We start from the raw sequence: 17,756 nt of genomic DNA, 5'->3' as shown, positions 1-17,756 counted from the left end.
AACGCGAGGAGACAGATCATGACAAGTACAAACGACAGCACGAACACCGAACGCAATAGCGAACGCAACCCCGGCCCGCTGGCCGGCATCAAGGTCATCGAGATGGGCACACTGATCGCCGGCCCCTTCGGCGCCCGCCTGCTGGCCGAATTCGGCGCCGACGTCATCAAGATCGAGCCGCCCGGCAAGGGCGACCCGATCCGCAACTGGCGCGTCCTGCATAACGGCACCTCGCTGTGGTGGTACGTCCAGTCGCGCAACAAGAAATGCATCACCCTCGACTGCGGTTCGCCCGAAGGCCGCGACGTCCTTAAATCGCTGCTGGCCGAGGCGGACGTGCTGATCGAGAACTTCCGCCCCGGCACCCTCGACAAATGGGGCTTCTCGCGCGAAGCGCTGGAGGAAATCAACCCGCGCCTGATTATCTCGCGCATCTCCGGCTTCGGCCAGACCGGCCCGTACAGCAAGCGCGCCGGCTTCGGCGCGATCGGCGAATCGATGGGCGGCATCCGCCACCTGACCGGCTACCCGGGCATGGCCCCGACCCGCGTCGGCATCAGCCTGGGCGACTCGCTGGCCGCGATGTACGCCGTGATCGGCATCCTGATGGCGCTCTACCACCGCGATGTGCGCCAGGGCGGCGGCCAGGAAATCGACGTGGCCCTGTACGAAGCCGTGTTCAGCCTGATGGAAAGCATGGTGCCCGAATACGACCAGAAAGGCGTGGTGCGCGAGCGCACCGGTGCTATCCTGCCCGGCATCGCCCCCTCGAACGTGTACCCGACCCGCGACGGCAAGTACGCCGTCATCGCCGCCAATGGCGACGCCATCGTGCAGCGCCTGCTGAAGGCGATGGGCCGCGAAGACCTGGCCGGCGACGAGCGCTTCGCCAGCAACGAGGTGCGCGTCCGGCACATGGATTTCATCGATGGCCTGATCGGCGCCTGGAGCGCCACCATGGACCTCGACACCTGCCTCAACGTGCTGAACGAGTATGCGATTCCGGCCGGGCCGATCTACAGCATCGAGGACATCTTCCGCGACGCCCAGTACCAGGCGCGCGAGATGATCCTCGACGTCGCGCATCCGGAATTCGGCACATTGAAGGTGCCGGGCATCGTGCCCAAGCTGAGCAAGACCCCGGGCAGCGTGGCATGGCTGGGTCCCAAGCTGGGCGAGCACAACCTCGAGGTGCTGAAGCAGATCGGCCTGACCAACGCCCAGATCGCGCAGATGGCCGCGCAGGGGGTGATCTGATGGCACGCACCCTGTACGACAAGCTGTGGGAGCAGCACCTGGTGCACGAGGATGAACACGGCACCGCCTTCATCTACATCAACCGCCACCTGATCAACGAAGTCACCAGCCCGCAAGCCTTCGACGGCCTGCGCATCAATGGACGCCCGGTGTGGCGCCTGAACGCCAACCTGGCGGTGGCCGACCACAACATCCCGACCGAAGGCCGGCGCACCGGCAGCGACGCCATCGTCGACGCGGTATCGCGCAAGCAGGTCGAGACGCTGGAACGGAACTGCGCCGCCACCGGCATGGATTACGTGGCGCTGGACGACGTGCGCCAGGGCATCGTCCACGTGATCGGTCCGGAACAGGGCGCCACCCTGCCCGGCATGAGCGTGGTCTGCGGGGATTCGCACACCAGCACCCACGGCGCCTTTGCCGCGCTGGCCTTCGGTATCGGCACTTCGGAAGTCGAGCACGTGCTGGCCACCCAGATGCTGCGCACGCGGCGCGCGAAGACGATGCTGGTGCGGGTCGAGGGCGAACTGGCCCCTGGCGTCGGCGCCAAGGATGTCGCGCTGGCGATGATCGGGCGCATCGGCACCGCCGGCGGCACCGGCTACGCCATCGAATACGCCGGCTCGACCATCCGCGCGCTGTCGATGGAAGGCCGCATGACCCTCTGCAACATGACGATCGAAGCCGGCGCGCGCATGGGCATGATCGCGGTCGACGATACCACCATCGACTACCTGCGCGGTCGCCCGCAGGCGCCCCGGGGCGAGCAGTGGGAGCAGGCGGTGGCGCAGTGGCGCGGCCTGGTCTCGGACCGCGGCGCCCATTTCGACAGCGTGGTCGAGATCGACGCCACCACCCTGCGCCCGCACGTGACCTGGGGCACCTCGCCCGAGATGGTCGCCACCGTCGACGGCCGCGTGCCCGACCCGGCCGGCGTCGACGATCCGGTCAAGCGCGACGCGGTCGAACGCGCGCTGGCCTACATGGGCCTGCAGCCGGGCACGCTGCTCGCCGACATCGCGCTGGACAAGGTCTTCATCGGCTCCTGCACCAATTCGCGCATCGAAGACCTGCGTGCCGCCGCCAGCGTGGTGCGCGGCAGGAAGGTGGCGGACAACATCCGGCTGGCGCTGGTGGTGCCCGGCTCCGGCCTGGTCAAGCGCCAGGCCGAGGCCGAGGGCCTGGACCGCATCTTCGTCGATGCCGGCTTTTCGTGGCGCGAGCCGGGCTGCTCGATGTGCCTCGGCATGAACGACGACCGCCTGGCCCCGGGCGAACGCTGCGCTTCGACCTCGAACCGCAACTTCGAGGGACGCCAGGGCGCCGGCGGCCGCACCCACCTGGTCAGCCCGGCGATGGCGGCGGCGGCGGCGATTGCCGGCCGTTTCGTCGATGTGAACGCCCTCTGAACGCGGGAGAAAACATGCAAGCCTTTACCACCCTGCGCGCCCTGGTGGCGCCGCTCGACCGCTCCAACGTCGACACCGACGCCATCATCCCGAAGCAGTTCCTGAAGCGGGTCACGCGCACCGGTTTCGGGCCCAACCTGTTCGACGAATGGCGCTACCTCGACCACGGCGAAGCCGATACCGATTGCTCGACCCGCCCGCTCAATCCCGACTTCGTGCTGAACCAGCCGCGCTACGGGGGCGCCGGCATCCTGCTGGCGCGGGAGAATTTCGGCTGCGGCTCCTCGCGCGAACACGCGCCGTGGGCGCTGGCCGAATACGGCTTCCGCGCCATCGTCGCGCCGAGCTTTGCCGACATCTTCTACAACAACTGTTTCAAGAACGGGATCCTGCCGGTGGTGCTGGATGCGGCCACCGTCGCCCGCCTGTTCGGCGCGGTCGAGGCGGCGCCTGGTTATGCGCTCGATATCTCGCTGGCCGAGCAGGTGCTGCGCACGCCTTCCGGGGAAACGATCCCGTTCGAGGTGGATGCCTTCCGCAAGCATTGCCTGCTGAACGGGCTGGATGAGATCGGGCTGTCGCTGCAGCATGCGGACAAGGTGCGCGCCTACGAGGAACGCACGCGGCGCGCGTCGCCCTGGCTGGTGGCCTGAACCACTTGGCCTGAACCACGTTTCCCCGATGGAGCCGCCCGGTGCACGCCGGGCGGCTTTTTTTGCGTCCGGCCGGCCCGCCTGCGTGGCGACAAAAAAGGCGCGCCTGGTTCAATATGCGGAACGCATGGAACAACGCACAAGGAGGTTTACATGAAGGTATTGATGGTACTGACGTCGCACGACCAGCTCGGCGACACCGGCAAGAAAACCGGCTTCTGGCTGGAAGAGTACGCGGCGCCCTATTACGTGCTGAAGGACGCCGGCGCCGACATCACGGTGGTGTCGCCCCAGGGCGGCCAGCCGCCGCTCGATCCGAAGAGCGACGCGCCGGACGCGCAAACCGACGCCACCCGCCGCTTCAAGGGCGATCCCGAAGCGCAGGCCGTGCTGGCCTCGACCGGCAAGCTGGCGGACGTGAACGCCGCCGACTTCGACGCCGTGTTCTATCCGGGCGGACACGGCCCGCTGTGGGACCTGGCCGAAGATAAGGCGTCGATCGCCCTGATCGAAGCCATGGCCGCCGCCGGCAAGCCGGTCGCACTCGTCTGCCACGCGCCGGGCGTGCTGCGCAACGTCAAGGCTGCCGACGGCACGCCGCTGGTCCGCGGCAAGCAGGTGACCGGCTTCACCAACACGGAAGAAGACGCGGTCGGTCTCACCCAGGTGGTGCCTTTCCTGGTCGAGGACATGCTCAAGCAGAACGGCGGCAATTATTTAAAGGGCCCCGACTGGCAGCCGTATGTGCTGACCGACGGCAAGCTGGTCACCGGGCAGAACCCGGCGTCGTCGGAGCAAGGCGCCGAGGCGCTGCTCAAACTGCTGGCCTGACCGAAAATCACGGGGTAAACGACAACGCCGCCCGGCTTGCACCGCGCGGCGTTTTTGCATCTGCGGTAGAGAGCGAAGCTGGGCTTATCGATTGACCAGGCTGCGCGGCTGCAACAAGGCCAGCAAGGCGCCGAGGAACAAGGCACCCGATACCACGACCATGCCGGCATTGGTGCTATGGGTCACGTCCTTCATCCAGCCGATGATCGACGGGCTGACGAAACCGGCCAGGTTGCCGAAGGAATTGATCATGGCAATGCCGGCAGCGGCCGCCGTGCCACCCAGGATCGAGCTCGGGTAGGTCCAGAAGACAGGCATGGTGGCCAGCATGCCGGCGGTACCGAGACAGAGCGCGACCATGGCCAGCGCGACGTTGTCGCCATAGATCGTGGCGAGCAGCAGACCCAATCCGCCGAGCGCACTGGCAATCGTGAAGTGCCAGCGCCGTTCGCGGGTGCGGTCCGCGCTTTTTGCGATGCCCAGCATCGCGACCACGGCGCAACCGTAGGGAATGGCGGTCAGCAGGCCGACATCCATCGCATCCTTGACGCCTGCCGCCTTGATCAGCGTCGGCAGGTAAAAGCTGATGCCGTACAGGCCCATCATGCAGCAGAAGTAGATCCCGGCCATCAGCCAGACGCGCGGATTGCCGAACACGCCCGACAGCGCGTGATCGACCTTGCCGGTGTTTTCTTTCGCAATATTCTCTTCCAGCAGCTGCTTTTCTTCATTACTCAGCCATGACGCCGCACGGATGCTGTCGGGCAGATAGAAGATCGTGACGACGCCCAGCACCAGCGACGGCAAGGCTTCGATCAGGAACAGCCATTGCCAGCCCGCCATCCCGTGCGCGCCGTGCATGGCATTCAGGATCCAGCCCGACAGCGGACCGCCGACCACGCCGGCAAACGGGATGCCGATCATGAACAGCGCATTCATGCGGCTGCGCCGCTGCGCCGGGAACCAGTAGGTCAGGTACAGCACGATGCCGGGGAAGAAGCCGGCTTCGGCCACGCCCAGGAAGAAGCGCAGCACGTAGAACACCGTCGGGCTGCTGACGAATACCATCGACGCGGACAGGATCGCCCAGGTAATCATGATGCGGCCGATCCAGACGCGGGCGCCGACCTTGTGCATGATGATATTGCTCGGCACCTCGAACAGGAAGTAGCCGATGAAGAACACGCCGGCACCGAGTCCATACACGGTTTCGCTGAACTGCAGGTCGTTCAGCATCTGCAGCTTGGCAAAGCCGACATTCACGCGGTCGAGGTAAGCCGCGACGTAGGAGATAAACAGGAAGGGCAGCAGCCGGGCCGTCACCTTGGCGTAGGTACTGGCTTCCTTCTGCTCACGCTGCGCCATGCCGGCGCCCTTGGAGAGAGTATGGGTATTCATGTTCGATACGACCTTATTTCATGGGATGCAGGGTCAGGAGCAAAAAAAGCCGCCAGGCTTGCGCGCGACGGCTTTCTTTCTCCCTACCACGGCAAGAATCAGAACTTGCCGGACAACAGATAACCGGCGTCCGGCACGACCGGTGCCAGTTCCAGTTTCTTGAGGATGCGGTAGACCGTCGCGGTGGCTGCCGACAGCACCGGCTTGCCCAGCATGTCTTCGACCTTCTGGATCGCCGCCAGGGACGGCATCTGCACGCAGGCCGACAGCACGACCGCGTCGGCGTCGCTGATGTCGAGGCGCTTGGCGTGCTCGATCAGGTTCATCGGATCGAGGCGGCCAACGGCCAGGTTGTCCGAGACTTCTAGGCTGATCGCGTCAACCACCCTGATGCCGGTGTCTTCGATGTAGTCGACCACCTGCTGGGTCAGGGGCTTCATGTAGGGGGTGATCAGCGCCACCTTTTTAAAACCGAGTTCGTGGATGGCGTCGACCAGGGCGCCGGCCGAGCTGACCACCGGGGCTTGCGCCTTGTTCTCGCGCACCATGTCGGAAAGGCGCTTTTCCGATTGCAGGTGGTAGCCGGGCCCCTGGCACATGATCGCCACCAGGCAGGCGTAGGCCAGCACGTCGCAGCGCGCATCCGACAGCTCCAGCGCGCAGCGGTCGCTGTCGACGTCCATCTTCTTCAGCTCTTCGGGCGTGACGTGCATCATGCGCATGCGTGCCGAGTGGAAGGTGAAACGCTCTTCCGGAAATTGATTGAGTCGCGACTGCAGCATCGCCGGTACTTCGGTCTCCATCGTCGTGTTCGAACTTGGCACGATCTGGCCGATGCGATAGGTTTTCATGCTTGATTCCTCTGTTGTTTCAATTAGTTGCCGCTGGTAAGGACAGTGCCCTTGGTTTCCTGCAGGGTGAACACCATCAGCGCGGCGGCGAAATACGCCACCGCCGCGAGTGAAATCGTGGTGGTGAAGCCGATGATGGGGATCAGCACCGGCACCAGCTTGATGCCGGCGATGGCGCCGACGCGGCCGAAGTTGAAGCAGAAGCCGGAAGCGGTCGAGCGAATGCTGGTCGGGAATAGTTCCGAATACCAGGCACCGAAGCCGCTGAAGTAACCGGTGAAGAAGCCGAGCAAGGCGGCCAGCGCGCCCAGCGTGACCACGTTCTGGGTGGTGAAGGCCAGCTTGCCGTCGGTCAGCGGCATGGCGCCGGCGCCGAAGGTGAATACCGGCACCATGATGGTCATGCCGATGAAGAAGATCGCGAACGAGATGCGGCGGCCGACCTTTTCGGCGAGGTAGCCGTAGACGACGTAGCCGAGCATGGCGCCGATGCCGGTCCAGACCAGGAACACCGGCGCCTGGTCGATGCGCACCTTGAGCGTGCTTTGCAGGAAAGCCGGGGTGAAGGTGAACACGATCCAGTAGCCGAGCATGCCGAGCACGGAAATGGTCAGCGCCAGCAGCACCGGACGGCGGTATTCCGGCTTGAAGATCTCGAACAGGCTGCCCTTGCCGCTGTTTTTCTTCATGAAGTCGCGGTTGGCCAGCCAGACCGGCGATTCCTTCACGTAGAACAGCACGAACAGGAAAGTGGCGTAGGCCGGCAGGCTGGCATAGATGAACAGGTCGCGCCAGGCTTCCGGATTGGCCGGGTCGAGCATGTTCCAGGCAAACACCGCGGCCAGCAGGTTACCGCCCGACCAGCCGGTCTGCATGAAGGCGATCGCCTTGGCGCGGCCTTCCGGTTTCCAGACTTCGCAGATCAGCGACGCCGCCGCCGACCACAGGCCGCCGACGGCGATGCCGACGATGAAGCGGTAGACGTTCAATTCGAACAGGGTGGTGGCGAAACCGCACAGCAGCGTGCCGGTGCCGTAGGCGAGGACCGAAGCGAGGATGGTTTTCTTGCGGCCGATGCGGTCCGAGATATTGCCGAGGAAGTAGCCGCCGATGCCGGTGGCCAGCAGGAACCAGGCGACGGTGGAGACCACGTCGCCCATCTGGACGCCGAAACTGTGGGCGATGGCCAGCATGACGAAGCCGAAGATGCCGGCGTCGAGCGCGTCGAACAGCCAGCCCAGCCATGAGCCGAACAGGGCCGTGTACTGCTGGCGCACGGTGAAGGTGGTTGCGGCAGGGGCCATGGCCACCTGTGGCTTGAGGTAAGCGCTTTTCATGAAGTCTCCAATGTTGTTTGCCGCCAGGGGCAAGGCCGGTTCACGCCTTCGATGTGCGTGTAAGTACCTGGATGGCATGTTCACTCCACCTGACGCGTGCGTAAAGAAACCAATCGCGACCCTGCCATCGCGGTTCGCGATGGCGCAAGCGCCGGATGAGCATGCGCAAAGCCTGGCCGGAACAGCCAGGATACGCTTGTCGGGTATCCAGTTCGCATGGCTTGTTTTTGAACGCATTGCCGCGGGAGCACACATGAAAGCCGCTTTCACCTTGCCGCACACCGTAGGCCGCTGGCCGCGCTTTCGGCCGCTTTTTCGGCTGCCAGCGCTGTGCTTTCTGGCGGCACTGCTCGGCGGCTGCACCGGCGCCGACCCGGCGGCCACGCCGCCCTCCCCGCCGCCCGCGCCATCGCTCGACGAACAGCTCGGCGCCACGCTGGCGCAGCAGGGCTTCACCGGCAGCGCCGAACAAAAGCTCGAAAGCCGCCTTGGCCGGCCGCTGAACTTCAAGATGGCCGGCCTGGGCCTGCTGCTGTTCTTCGATCCGGTCACCAGCCTGCACAAGGACAATGCCTGCGCCGCCTGCCATTCGCCCAGCCACGGCTACGGCGACACCCAGTCGATCGCGATCGGCATCCAGAACAACGGCCTGGTCGGTCCCAACCGGCTGGGGCCGCGCAACCTGCGGCGCTCGCCAATGATCCTGAACGCTGGCTTCTATCCGCGCCTGATGTGGAACGGCCGCTTTTCCGCCCCCTCCGGCGACCCCTTCGACAACGCGCTCGGCTTCCGCTTCCCGCAGCCCGGCGACACGGCCCTGTTCCAGCCAGGCGATCCCCTGATACGTACCCTGCTCGCGGCCCAGGCTTTCATGCCGCTGACGGAACTGGTCGAGCAAGCCGGCTTCACCGGCCTGGGCGACAGCCTCGGCCCGCGCTTCGCCCCCTTCGACGATGGCCAGGGCGACACCTGCCCGGCGCCGGACGCCAGCGGTTCGCGCAACGCGCCGATCCGGGCGCGCGTGGCCGAGCGCCTGAACGCCATCCCGGCCTACGTGGAAAAATTCGGCGACGTGTTCGAGGAAGTGCGCGCCGGCGCGCCGATCGACATCGGCATGTTCGCGCGCGCTGTCGCCGAGTACGAATTCATCTTGAAAGGTGCGAATGCCCCGATCGACCGCTACGCGCGCGGCGAGAGCACGGCCATGACGGCCCCGGAAAAGCGCGGCGCGCTGCTGTTCTTCGGCAAGGCCAACTGCGTGGCCTGCCATGCGGTGACCGGCGGCGCCAACGAAATGTTCAGCGACTTCGCCATGCACAACATCGGCGTGCCACAGATCGCCCCCAGGTTCGGTCCCGGCAGCGGCAACGTCGTGTTCGACGGCCCCGCGGAGGACGAGGATTATGGCTTCGCGCAAGTCACCGGCCTGGCGACCGACCGCTACCGTTTCCGCACCTCGCCGCTGCGCAACGTGGCGCTGCAGCCGGCCTTTTTCCACAACGGCGCCTTCACCCGGCTCGACGATGCGGTGCGCCACCACCTCGACGTACTGGCCTCGCTGCGCGGCTACGATCCGGGCCGCGCCGGCGTGGCGCCCGACCTGGCGCACGTCGCGCCGATCGGCAAGGTGGCGGCAAGCATCGACCCGCTGCTACGCCGTCCGCTGCGCCTGAGCCCGCAGGAATTCGGCGACCTGGTCCAGTTCGTGCGCACCGGCCTGCTCGACGACAGCACGCTGCCGGACAAGGCATGTGCTCACGTGCCGGCGGCGGTGCCGAGCGGGATGGCGCTGCCCAGGTTCGAATCGTGTCCGCGTCAGGACAACATCGCTAGTCGGCCTTGAAGTTCTGGCCCAGCGACATCGGCTTGTTCAGCAGGATGGTCTGCGGATTGCGGCAGATGATCACCAGCACCACGATGGTGGCCAGGTAGGGCAGCATCGACAGGAATTCGGATGGAATCGCGATGCCCAGGCCCTGGCCGTGGAACTGCAGCACCGTCACGCCGCCGAACAGGTAGGCGCCCAGCAGCAGGCCGCGCGGCTTCCAGGTGGCGAACACCACCTGGGCCAGCGCGATCCAGCCGCGGCCGGCCGTCATGCCCTCGACCCACATCGGGGTCAGCGCCAGCGACAGGTAGGCGCCGCCCAGGCCGGCCAGCGCGCCGCCGAACAGCACGGTCGCGTAGCGCAGCTTGATCACCGACATGCCGATCGCGTGGGCCGAATGCGGTGCCTCGCCGACCGCGCGGATCAAGAGGCCGATGCGGGTGCGCGCCAGTACCCAGCCGACCACGGCCACCAGCACCAGCGACAAATACACCAGCACGTCGAAACGGAACAGCAAGGGGCCGACGAACGGAAGGTTGGACAGCACCGGCATCGTCAGGTGCGGCAGCGGCGCCACGGTCTGGCCGACCAGGTCGCGACCAAGGAAGGCCGACAGGCCGAGGCCGAACAGGGTCAGCGCCAGGCCGGTGGCGACCTGGTTGGTCTGCAGGGTCAGCACCAGGAAGGCGAACACCAGCGCCATCGCGGCGCCGGCCACCAGCGAGGCCAGCAGGCCCAGGCCCATCGAGCCGGTATGCAGCGTGGTCGAGAAGCCGGCCACCGCGCCCACCAGCATGATGCCCTCGAGGCCGAGGTTGATCACGCCGGAGCGTTCGGCCACCAGTTCGCCGGTCGAGGCCAGCACCAGCGGGGTGGCGGCACCGGCGGTGCTGGCCAGGAAGGCGATCACATAATCAGGATTCATGGGCGGTCTCCAGGGGAACGGCCGCGTCGGTGGTGGCACCGGTTGCGCGTGCGCGCGGCTTGAAGCGGTAATGGATGAACAGGTCGGCGGCCAGCAGGTAGAACAGCAGCAGGCCCTGGAACAGGCCGGTGATGGCCGAGGGCAGCTGCAGTTCGATCTGGGCCGATTCGCCGCCGATGTAGAGCAGCGACATCAGCAGCGACGCCAGCAGCACGCCGAGCGGATGCAGGCGGCCGACGTAGGCCACGATGATGGCGGCGAAGCCGTAGCCCGGCGACACCGAAGGCTGTAGCTGGCCCAGCGGCCCGGCCACCTCCCCCACCCCGGCCACGCCGGCCAGCGCGCCGCTGACCATGAAGGCGAACCAGACGTTCTTCGGCTCGGAAAAGCCGGCGTACAGGGCGGCTGCCGGCGCCATCCCGCTGACCTGCATGCGGTAGCCGGCAAAGGTGTGGCGGCAGAAGAACCAGGCCCCGGCCACCGCCAGCAGCGACAGCGGGAAGGCGGCATTCACGCGCAAGCCTTCCTTCAGCAGCGGCAGCAGCGCGGCGTCGCCGAACATCTTCGATTGCGGGAAGTTGAAGCCGGCCGGGTCGCGCAGCGGGCCGTGCACCAGGTAGCCCAGGAACAGGTAGGCCACGTAGACCAGCATCAGGCTGACCAGGATTTCACTGGTGTTGAAGCGCGTGCGCAGCAGCGCCGGCACCGCGGCCCAGGCCAGGCCGCCGAGGGCGCCGGCCAGGATCATCAGCGGCAGCACCCACCCTGCCTCGACGCCGTCGAAATGCAGCGCCACCCAGCCGGCGGCCACCGCGCCCATGGTCAGCTGGCCGTCGGCGCCGATGTTGTGGACGTTGGCGCGAAAGCCGATCGCCAGGCCGACGCCGCACAGGATCAGCGGCGTGGCCTTGAGCAGCAGCTCGCCGATCCCGTATTCGGTCGTGAGCGGCTTGATGAAGTAGACGTAAAAAGCATGCAGCGGCGCCTGGCCGAGGAACAGGAACAGCAGCGAGCCGGTGGCCAGCATGGCCAGGGCCGCGATCAGCGGCGAGGCCAGCATCATGGCGCGCGAGGGGGTGGGACGGGCTTCAAGCCGGGACATGGTCGACTCCTAGGTTGACGGGGGCGTCGAACTCGCCGCTCATCCACACCCCGATCTGGTTGACGCTGGTGGACGCCACCGGCACCGCGTGCGACAGCCGGCCCTTGGCCAGCACCGCGATGCGGTCGCACATCATGAACAGCTCGTCGAGTTCCTCGGACACCACCAGCACCGCCACGCCCGCGTCGCGCAGGTCGATGATGGCCTGGCGGATCAGCATGGCCGCGCCGATGTCGACGCCCCAGGTCGGCTGGGCCAGCACCATGACTTTCGGTGCCAGCTCGACCTCGCGTCCGACGATGAATTTCTGCAGGTTGCCGCCCGACAGGCTGGATGCCGCCGCATCGGCACCGCCGCACTTGACCTTGAAACGCTGGATGACGCCCCGGGCAAACGCGCCCACCGCGGCGCGCCGCAGCAGGCCGCCCTTGACCATGCCGGCGCCGGGCGACAGGTAGCCGGTCAGCAGCGCATTGTCGGCCAGCGACAGTGCCGGCACCGCGCCGCGCCCGAGCCGTTCTTCCGGCACGAAGCCCAGGCCCAGGCGGCGCCGCGCGGCCGGGTCGAGGCGGCCGGCGTCCTTGCCGAGGACGCGGATACTACCCGCCTTCGGCGCCGCCAGTTCGCCCGAAATCGCCTTCAGGAGTTCCTGCTGGCCGTTGCCCGAGATGCCGGCCAGGCCGACGATCTCGCCCGCGCGGACTTCCAGGCGAATGTCTTGCAGGCGCGTGCCGAACGGATCGCTGCTGGCCAGGTCGAGGCGGTCGATGGCCAGGCGTACTTCGCCCGGGGCGCGCGGCAGCAGGCTGCAGGTCGGCAGGTCGCCGCCGATCATCAGTTCGGCCAGCGAATGCGCGGTCTCCTGCTTCGGCACCGCGGTGCCGGACACGCGGCCGGCGCGCAGCACGGTCGCCTTGTCGCACAGCGACTGGATCTCGTCGAGCTTGTGGCTGATATACAGGATGCTGACGCCCTCGGCCGCCAGCTGGCGCAGCGAGACGAACAGCTTCTGCACCGCGTCCGGCGTCAGCACCGAGGTCGGCTCGTCCATGATCAGCAGGCGTGGCGACTGCAGCAGGCAGCGCACGATCTCGACGCGCTGGCGCTCGCCCACCGACATGCTGTGCACGCGCTTGTCCGGGTCGAGCGGCAAGCCGTATTGTGCGGAGACAGCGCGGATACGCGGCGCCAGCTGGGCCGGCGTCGTCTTTTCATCGAGCGCCAATGCGATGTTCTCGGCCACGGTCAGGGTCTCGAACAGCGCAAAGTGCTGGAACACCATGCCGATGCCGAGGCGGCGCGCGGCGGATGGGGACGGGATCTGGACCTGCCGTCCTTCCCACATGATCTCGCCGGCGTCCGGCCTGGTCACGCCATAGATCATCTTCATCAGGGTGCTCTTGCCGGCGCCGTTCTCGCCCAGCACCGCATGGATCTCGCCGGGCATCACGGTCAGGTCGACGTCGGCGTTGGCCACCACCGAGGGATAGCTTTTCGAAATGCCGAGCAACTGCAGGCGCGGCTCGACACGTTGTACTTCTGTGTTCAAGGGATGCTCCATCGTGGTGGACTCGACATGCAAGCATTGCAAGGTCCGTGCCATGGACGCCTATTCACAGTGATTTGCATCCACGCTGTACGGAATCTTGTATACAAAACGCACCAGCCCGAGTCGACAAGATCACCAGGAACGGGCATCCACGCGCCAATATTGCGCACAGACACTCTTTTCCCCTTTGTCAAAGCTGAGCACGATTCCTGCTACATCCACCGGACACGCGGCGGAACCCCTGCCGCGACACCCGGAGATCGACATGACACGACACACCGCTGCGCCACGCCCACAAGGCGGACGCCAGCCGGCCGCGCCCGCATCCAAGTCTGCAGCCACATCGGCATCCACATCGGCGGCCGCTTCAGCAGCCACACCGGCCAAGCGCGGCATCACCGCCATCGACCTGCGCATCTACCGCGCCGTGGTCAGCGCCGTGATGAGCCACCGCCTGCCGCCCGGTACCCGCCTGGGCGAAGCCGATTTCTGCGAGCTGTACCAGGTCAGCCGCACCACGGTGCGCAAGGCCCTGCAGCGCCTCGCGCACGACCACATCATCGAATTGCGGCCCAACCGCGGCGCCGTGGTGGCCTCGCCCTCTCCTAGGGAAGCGCGCGACGTGTTCGCCGCGCGCCGCGCGCTGGAACGCGAGATCGTGCCGCTGGTGGTCAGCAACGCCACCCCGGCCTCGCTGCGCGCGATCCGCGCCGCGCTGGAAGCGGAAGAGCAGGCGCGCCACAGCGGCGACCGCGCCGGCTGGATCCGCCTGGGCGGCGAATTCCACCTGTTGCTGGCGGAACTGTCGGGCAACGCGGTGCTGCAGCGCTTCATGGGGGAACTGGTGTCGCGCTGCTCGCTGATCATCGCCTTGTATGAAACACCGGGCGCGCCGATGTGCGGCAACGACGAGCATGGCGACCTGCTGGCGCTGATCGAACAAGGCAAGGCCGAGCAGGCGGTGGCGCTGATCGAACACCACCTGCTCGAGATCGAAGCGCGCTTGCAGCTGGCTGCGCCGGAACGCAAGGTCAACCTGGCCGAAGCCCTGGCCGGTTGCTGAGACGCGCTATGTCCCTGGACAGATTGGATACAACCCGCCGTTCGATTGGATGCACTTGCACCACGACAGCGCGCATGGCGACGAATGCAGGGCATGCGGCGGGCGTTGGTGGTGCGCCGCATCAAGGCAAGAGGCGATGCGGCGCAAGCCGCCAGAGTGCAGGCACGCTGCGCGGTACGGGCTCCGCGGTCTGGCCCGCTATTTGCTAACCAGACAAGCTGAAGATTGCATGCAACCCGCACCCGGATTGCATGCGATCGAATGCCGCCGTGTTTCGTGTCTCGCCATACCTATATCTATTACACCAATCTGAAAGGGACCTGCATGAAGCCTCACCCGTTTGCCCGCACCGCCCTGGCCGCCCTGCTCGCCACCGGCGCCGTCGCCGCCCACGCCGCCGACTGGAGCGACACCTCGCTCAGCTACCGCTACGGCACCAAGTTCGCCGAGCCCTACAACAGCGACGACATCAGCAAGCACGTCGTCAACTTCAGCCACGTCAGCGGCTACAAATACGGCAAGAATTTCTTCAGCGTCGACTTCCTGCTGTCGGACGAGAACGACCCGTCGGCGGTGGGCGCGGACAGCGGCGCGCACGAGGCGTATGCGGTGTACCGCAACACCGTCGACCTGGGCAAGGTGACCGGCGCCAACCTGGCCTTCGGTCCGGTGCGCGGCGTCGGCGCGACCTTCGGCTTCGACGTCAACAGCAAGACCGACGCCGGCTACAACTCCAAGAAGCGCATGCTGGTGCTCGGTCCGACCCTGATGTTCGACGTGCCGGGCTTCCTCGACGTCGGCCTGTACGCCCTGCACGAGAGCAATGCGCCCTTCAACGGCTTCACCCAGACCTCGACCTCGCGCTACACCTACGACACCCACGCCATGCTGAGCGCGGCCTGGGGCATCCCCTTCGACTTCGGCATCCCGCTCTCCTTCGAAGGCTATGCCAACTACATCGGCACCAAGGGCCGGAACGAATTCGGCGGCCCGACCGCGGTCGAGATCAACGTCGACATGCAGCTGATGGTCGACCTGAGCCCTGCGGTCGGCGCGGCCAAGAACACCTTCAAGCTGGGCATCGAATACCAGTACTGGAAGAACAAGTTCGGCAACCCGTCGAAGACCGTGCCCGGCGCCACCGCCAGGACGCCCATGGTGCGCGCCGAATACCACTTCTGAGCCGCTTCCGAGCATCCGCATCCCGATTACGTACCTTCAACCTGAAAGAGGAACACCATGAATCGTCGCACGCTGTTCGCCCTGGCCGCCGTCGCCGCCTTGTCCGTCACCGCCGGCCTGCCCGCGCACGCGGCCGACCCGCTGAAGGTCGCCTTCGTCTACGTCGGCCCGGTCGGCGACGCCGGCTGGACCTATGCCCACGAGCAGGGCCGCCTGGCGCTGGAAAAGTCGATGGCCGGGAAGGTCAAGACGACCTACGTCGAGAACGTGCCGGAAGGCGCGGACGCCGAACGCGTGATCCGCAAGCTGGCCGCCGACGGCAACAAGCTGATCTTCACCACCTCGTTCGGCTTCATGAACCCGACCGAGAAGGTCGCCAAGGCCTTCCCCAGCGTGATCTTCGAGCACGCCACCGGCTTCAAGACGTCCAAGAACATGGGTGTGTACGAATCGCGCCAGTACGAAGGCACCTACCTGCAGGGCGTGATCGCCGCCAAGATGAGCAAGAGCGGCACGATCGGCTTCGTCGGCTCGTTCGCGGTGCCGGAAGTGCTGCGCAACATCAACGCCTATACGCTGGGCGCGCAGAGCGTGAACCCGAAGATCAAGACCAAGGTCGTGTGGATCAACAGCTGGTACGACCCGGCCAAGGAGCGCCAGGCCGCCGAGACCCTGATCGCCCAGGGCGCCGACGTGCTGACCCAGAACACCGACTCGCCGGCCACGCTGCAGGTGGCCCAGGAAAAGGGCAAGTTCGCCTTCGGATGGGATTCCGACATGGCGCGCTTCGCGCCCAAGGCCCACCTGACCGCCAGCACCAACTACTGGGGCGATTTCTATACCAAGACCGCGCAGGCCGTCATGGCCGGCACCTGGAAGACCGGCGAGGTGCGCGGCGGTTTGAACGAGGGCATGGTCAGGATGTCGCCGCTGAACGCCGCGATTCCGGCCGACGTCGCCAAGCTGTTCGAGCAGAAGAAGGCCGACATCGTCGCCGGCAAGCTCAAGCCCTTCCAGGGGCCGATCAAGGACCAGTCGGGCGCGGTGCGGGTCGCGGCCGGGGCGCAGATGGCGGACAAGGATGTGCACGGGATGAATTTCTACGTGCAGGGGGTGGAGGGGTCGATTCCGAAGTAAGTATGCTCACCGCCGCATAGCGCCTTGCACCCGCTGCCCTTGCACGTCGTCCCTGCGCAGGCAGGGACCCAAGTTTTCGGCATTCCAGCCAACTTGGGCCCCTGCCTGCGCAGGGGCGACGATTCGCCTGATAAGGATTTAATCGATGTCTACTCCCACTCTCCAAGACCACGACCTCCTCACCCGCGTCTTCGCCCTCGCCCAACGCTCGCGCGACGAAGGCCACCACCCCTTCGCCGCCATCGTGGCCGGCGCCGACGGGACCATCATCGCCGAAGCCATGAACGCCTCCAGCACCGACCGCACCGCCCACGCCGAAATGAACGCCCTGCGGCTAGCCTCGCAGCGCTTCAGCCCGCAGCAACTGGCCGGCGCCACGCTCTACTCCAACGCCGAACCCTGCGCCATGTGCGCCGGCGGCACTTACTGGAGCGGCGTCGGCCGCGTGGTGTACGGGATGTCGGAAAAGAGTTTGTTGGAACTGACCGGCAGCGATCCGGAAAACCCGACGCTGTCGCTGCCCTGCCGTCAGGTGTTCGCGGCGGGCCAGCGGCCGACGGAAGTGATCGGCCCGCTGCGCGAGGACGAAGCCCGGATGGCGCACGCGGGCTTCTGGCACAAGGATTAAGAGCGTTTAACAAAACCTTCAGGGCAAGGGATGCGGCCTACCGACGCGGCGTCGAAGACAGTACGCTAGTACGGCGAGACGCCGCAACGCCGCCATGGAGGCTTTTGTTAGGCGCTCTTACAGGAAGCGGTCGAGGATCTTGCGGCTGCCCTTGTCGATCCCGAACATGTCGCGGATCAGGAAGTGGATGCCGTGGCTGTCCGCGATCAGCAGCGAGTAGGTGCCCAGGCGGCGGATGTCTTCCTCGCCCTTCAGCACGAACTCGGTGTCGCCGCGGTCGGTGTTGACGGTCCAAGTGCAGGGCGTGGCGAAGCTCGACACGCTCTTGATGGAGAGGATCTCGGGCATGAACTCGCGCCCGTCCAGTTCCTCGGTCACCAGCGCGGCGATCCCGGCCGGCACGTCGGCCAGGTCCTCGATCCAGGCGACTTCCTTGCCGCCCTCGCGCACCAGCGAGATGCCGCGCGTGGGCGCCTGGACCGGAAAGGCGCGCACCGGCGTCACGCCGACGAATTCCTCGCCGTCGGCATTGGTCAGCACCAGCTTGCCGAAGGCGTCGCGCCGCAGTTGAAATGCGCGTTGAAAGTTTGATTGCATCAAAGTCGT

Annotated in this window: 16 protein-coding genes; 9 read left to right on the top strand and 7 right to left on the bottom strand. The window is 66.3% G+C overall.

Annotated features, from left to right (window positions below; all coding sequences use genetic code 11):
* Window positions 1-18 precede the first annotated feature (18 nt).
* The 4 genes from U1H99_RS05400 (at window position 19) to U1H99_RS05385 (ending at window position 4,150) form a co-directional block, all read left to right on the top strand.
* The gene (locus tag U1H99_RS05400; RefSeq protein ID WP_323140713.1) at window positions 19-1,257 is read left to right on the top strand and encodes a CaiB/BaiF CoA transferase family protein; all 1,239 of its coding nucleotides are present in this window, start codon (window positions 19-21) and stop codon (window positions 1,255-1,257) included.
* A complete protein-coding gene (gene leuC / locus U1H99_RS05395) occupies window positions 1,257-2,666 on the top strand; it encodes a 3-isopropylmalate dehydratase large subunit (RefSeq protein WP_323140712.1) in 1,410 nt (469 codons plus the stop codon). The genes U1H99_RS05400 and leuC overlap by 1 nt, the downstream gene beginning before the upstream one ends.
* A gap of 14 nt (window positions 2,667-2,680) precedes the next feature.
* Window positions 2,681-3,319, top strand: coding sequence for a 3-isopropylmalate dehydratase small subunit (leuD, locus tag U1H99_RS05390; protein ID WP_323140711.1), 639 nt, complete (start codon window positions 2,681-2,683; stop codon window positions 3,317-3,319).
* 153 nt (window positions 3,320-3,472) lie between these two features.
* Window positions 3,473-4,150 (top strand): type 1 glutamine amidotransferase domain-containing protein, encoded by a 678-nt coding sequence (locus U1H99_RS05385; RefSeq protein WP_323140710.1) that lies wholly within the window; start codon window positions 3,473-3,475, stop codon window positions 4,148-4,150.
* A gap of 84 nt (window positions 4,151-4,234) precedes the next feature.
* Here U1H99_RS05385 and U1H99_RS05380 read toward each other — a convergent pair whose 3' ends face one another.
* The 3 genes from U1H99_RS05380 to U1H99_RS05370 form a co-directional block, all read right to left on the bottom strand.
* Entirely contained in the window at window positions 4,235-5,548 is a 1,314-nt protein-coding gene (locus U1H99_RS05380) for an MFS transporter (RefSeq protein WP_323140709.1), read from the bottom strand.
* A gap of 98 nt (window positions 5,549-5,646) precedes the next feature.
* Window positions 5,647-6,399 carry a maleate cis-trans isomerase family protein gene (locus U1H99_RS05375; protein ID WP_323140708.1) on the bottom strand — a complete coding sequence of 251 codons (753 nt, stop codon included), beginning with the start codon at window positions 6,397-6,399 and terminating at the stop codon, window positions 5,647-5,649.
* Window positions 6,400-6,422: 23 nt separating this feature from the next.
* Window positions 6,423-7,736, bottom strand: a complete 1,314-nt coding sequence (locus U1H99_RS05370) for an MFS transporter (protein ID WP_323140707.1) — start codon at window positions 7,734-7,736, stop codon at window positions 6,423-6,425.
* Between the two features lie 253 nt (window positions 7,737-7,989).
* Between U1H99_RS05370 and U1H99_RS05365 the strand changes: the two genes are divergently transcribed.
* The gene (locus U1H99_RS05365; protein WP_323140706.1) at window positions 7,990-9,579 is read left to right on the top strand and encodes a cytochrome-c peroxidase; all 1,590 of its coding nucleotides are present in this window, start codon (window positions 7,990-7,992) and stop codon (window positions 9,577-9,579) included.
* Here U1H99_RS05365 and U1H99_RS05360 read toward each other — a convergent pair.
* The 3 genes from U1H99_RS05360 to U1H99_RS05350 are packed head-to-tail and all read right to left on the bottom strand — an operon-like array spanning window position 9,566 to window position 13,152.
* On the bottom strand, window positions 9,566-10,489 hold the full coding sequence (locus U1H99_RS05360) for an ABC transporter permease (protein WP_323140705.1): 924 nt from the start codon (window positions 10,487-10,489) through the stop codon (window positions 9,566-9,568). The genes U1H99_RS05365 and U1H99_RS05360 overlap by 14 nt on opposite strands.
* Window positions 10,479-11,591, bottom strand: a complete 1,113-nt coding sequence (locus U1H99_RS05355) for an ABC transporter permease (protein ID WP_323140704.1) — start codon at window positions 11,589-11,591, stop codon at window positions 10,479-10,481. Before U1H99_RS05355 ends, U1H99_RS05360 begins: the two co-directional genes overlap by 11 nt.
* Window positions 11,578-13,152: an ABC transporter ATP-binding protein gene (locus tag U1H99_RS05350; RefSeq protein WP_375341588.1), complete on the bottom strand. Its 1,575-nt coding sequence runs from the start codon at window positions 13,150-13,152 to the stop codon at window positions 11,578-11,580. Before U1H99_RS05350 ends, U1H99_RS05355 begins: the two co-directional genes overlap by 14 nt.
* Before the next feature lie 253 nt (window positions 13,153-13,405).
* Here U1H99_RS05350 and U1H99_RS05345 point away from each other — a divergent pair, with 253 nt between their 5' ends.
* The 4 genes from U1H99_RS05345 to U1H99_RS05330 all read left to right on the top strand — a co-directional run bounded on the left by U1H99_RS05345 (window position 13,406) and on the right by U1H99_RS05330 (window position 17,150).
* The gene (locus U1H99_RS05345) at window positions 13,406-14,203 is read left to right on the top strand and encodes a GntR family transcriptional regulator (RefSeq protein WP_323140702.1); all 798 of its coding nucleotides are present in this window, start codon (window positions 13,406-13,408) and stop codon (window positions 14,201-14,203) included.
* A 324-nt stretch (window positions 14,204-14,527) separates the two neighbouring features.
* Window positions 14,528-15,385 (top strand): outer envelope protein, encoded by an 858-nt coding sequence (locus U1H99_RS05340; protein WP_323140701.1) that lies wholly within the window; start codon window positions 14,528-14,530, stop codon window positions 15,383-15,385.
* Window positions 15,386-15,442: 57 nt separating this feature from the next.
* Window positions 15,443-16,522, top strand: a complete 1,080-nt coding sequence (locus U1H99_RS05335; protein ID WP_323140700.1) for a BMP family ABC transporter substrate-binding protein — start codon at window positions 15,443-15,445, stop codon at window positions 16,520-16,522.
* Between the two features lie 145 nt (window positions 16,523-16,667).
* The gene (locus tag U1H99_RS05330) at window positions 16,668-17,150 is read left to right on the top strand and encodes a nucleoside deaminase (protein ID WP_323140699.1); all 483 of its coding nucleotides are present in this window, start codon (window positions 16,668-16,670) and stop codon (window positions 17,148-17,150) included.
* A gap of 117 nt (window positions 17,151-17,267) precedes the next feature.
* On the opposite strand, the gene U1H99_RS05325 is transcribed toward U1H99_RS05330, so the two are convergent.
* Window positions 17,268-17,747, bottom strand: a complete 480-nt coding sequence (locus tag U1H99_RS05325; RefSeq protein ID WP_323140698.1) for a cyanophycin metabolism-associated DUF1854 family protein — start codon at window positions 17,745-17,747, stop codon at window positions 17,268-17,270.
* Window positions 17,748-17,756: the final 9 nt, after the last annotated feature.

Origin of the sequence: Massilia phyllosphaerae (genome assembly GCF_034659755.1) — a bacterium.
In the GTDB taxonomy this organism is placed as follows: Bacteria; Pseudomonadota; Gammaproteobacteria; order Burkholderiales; family Burkholderiaceae_D; genus Telluria; species Telluria phyllosphaerae.
This window is presented reverse-complemented; position numbering and strand designations above follow the sequence as displayed.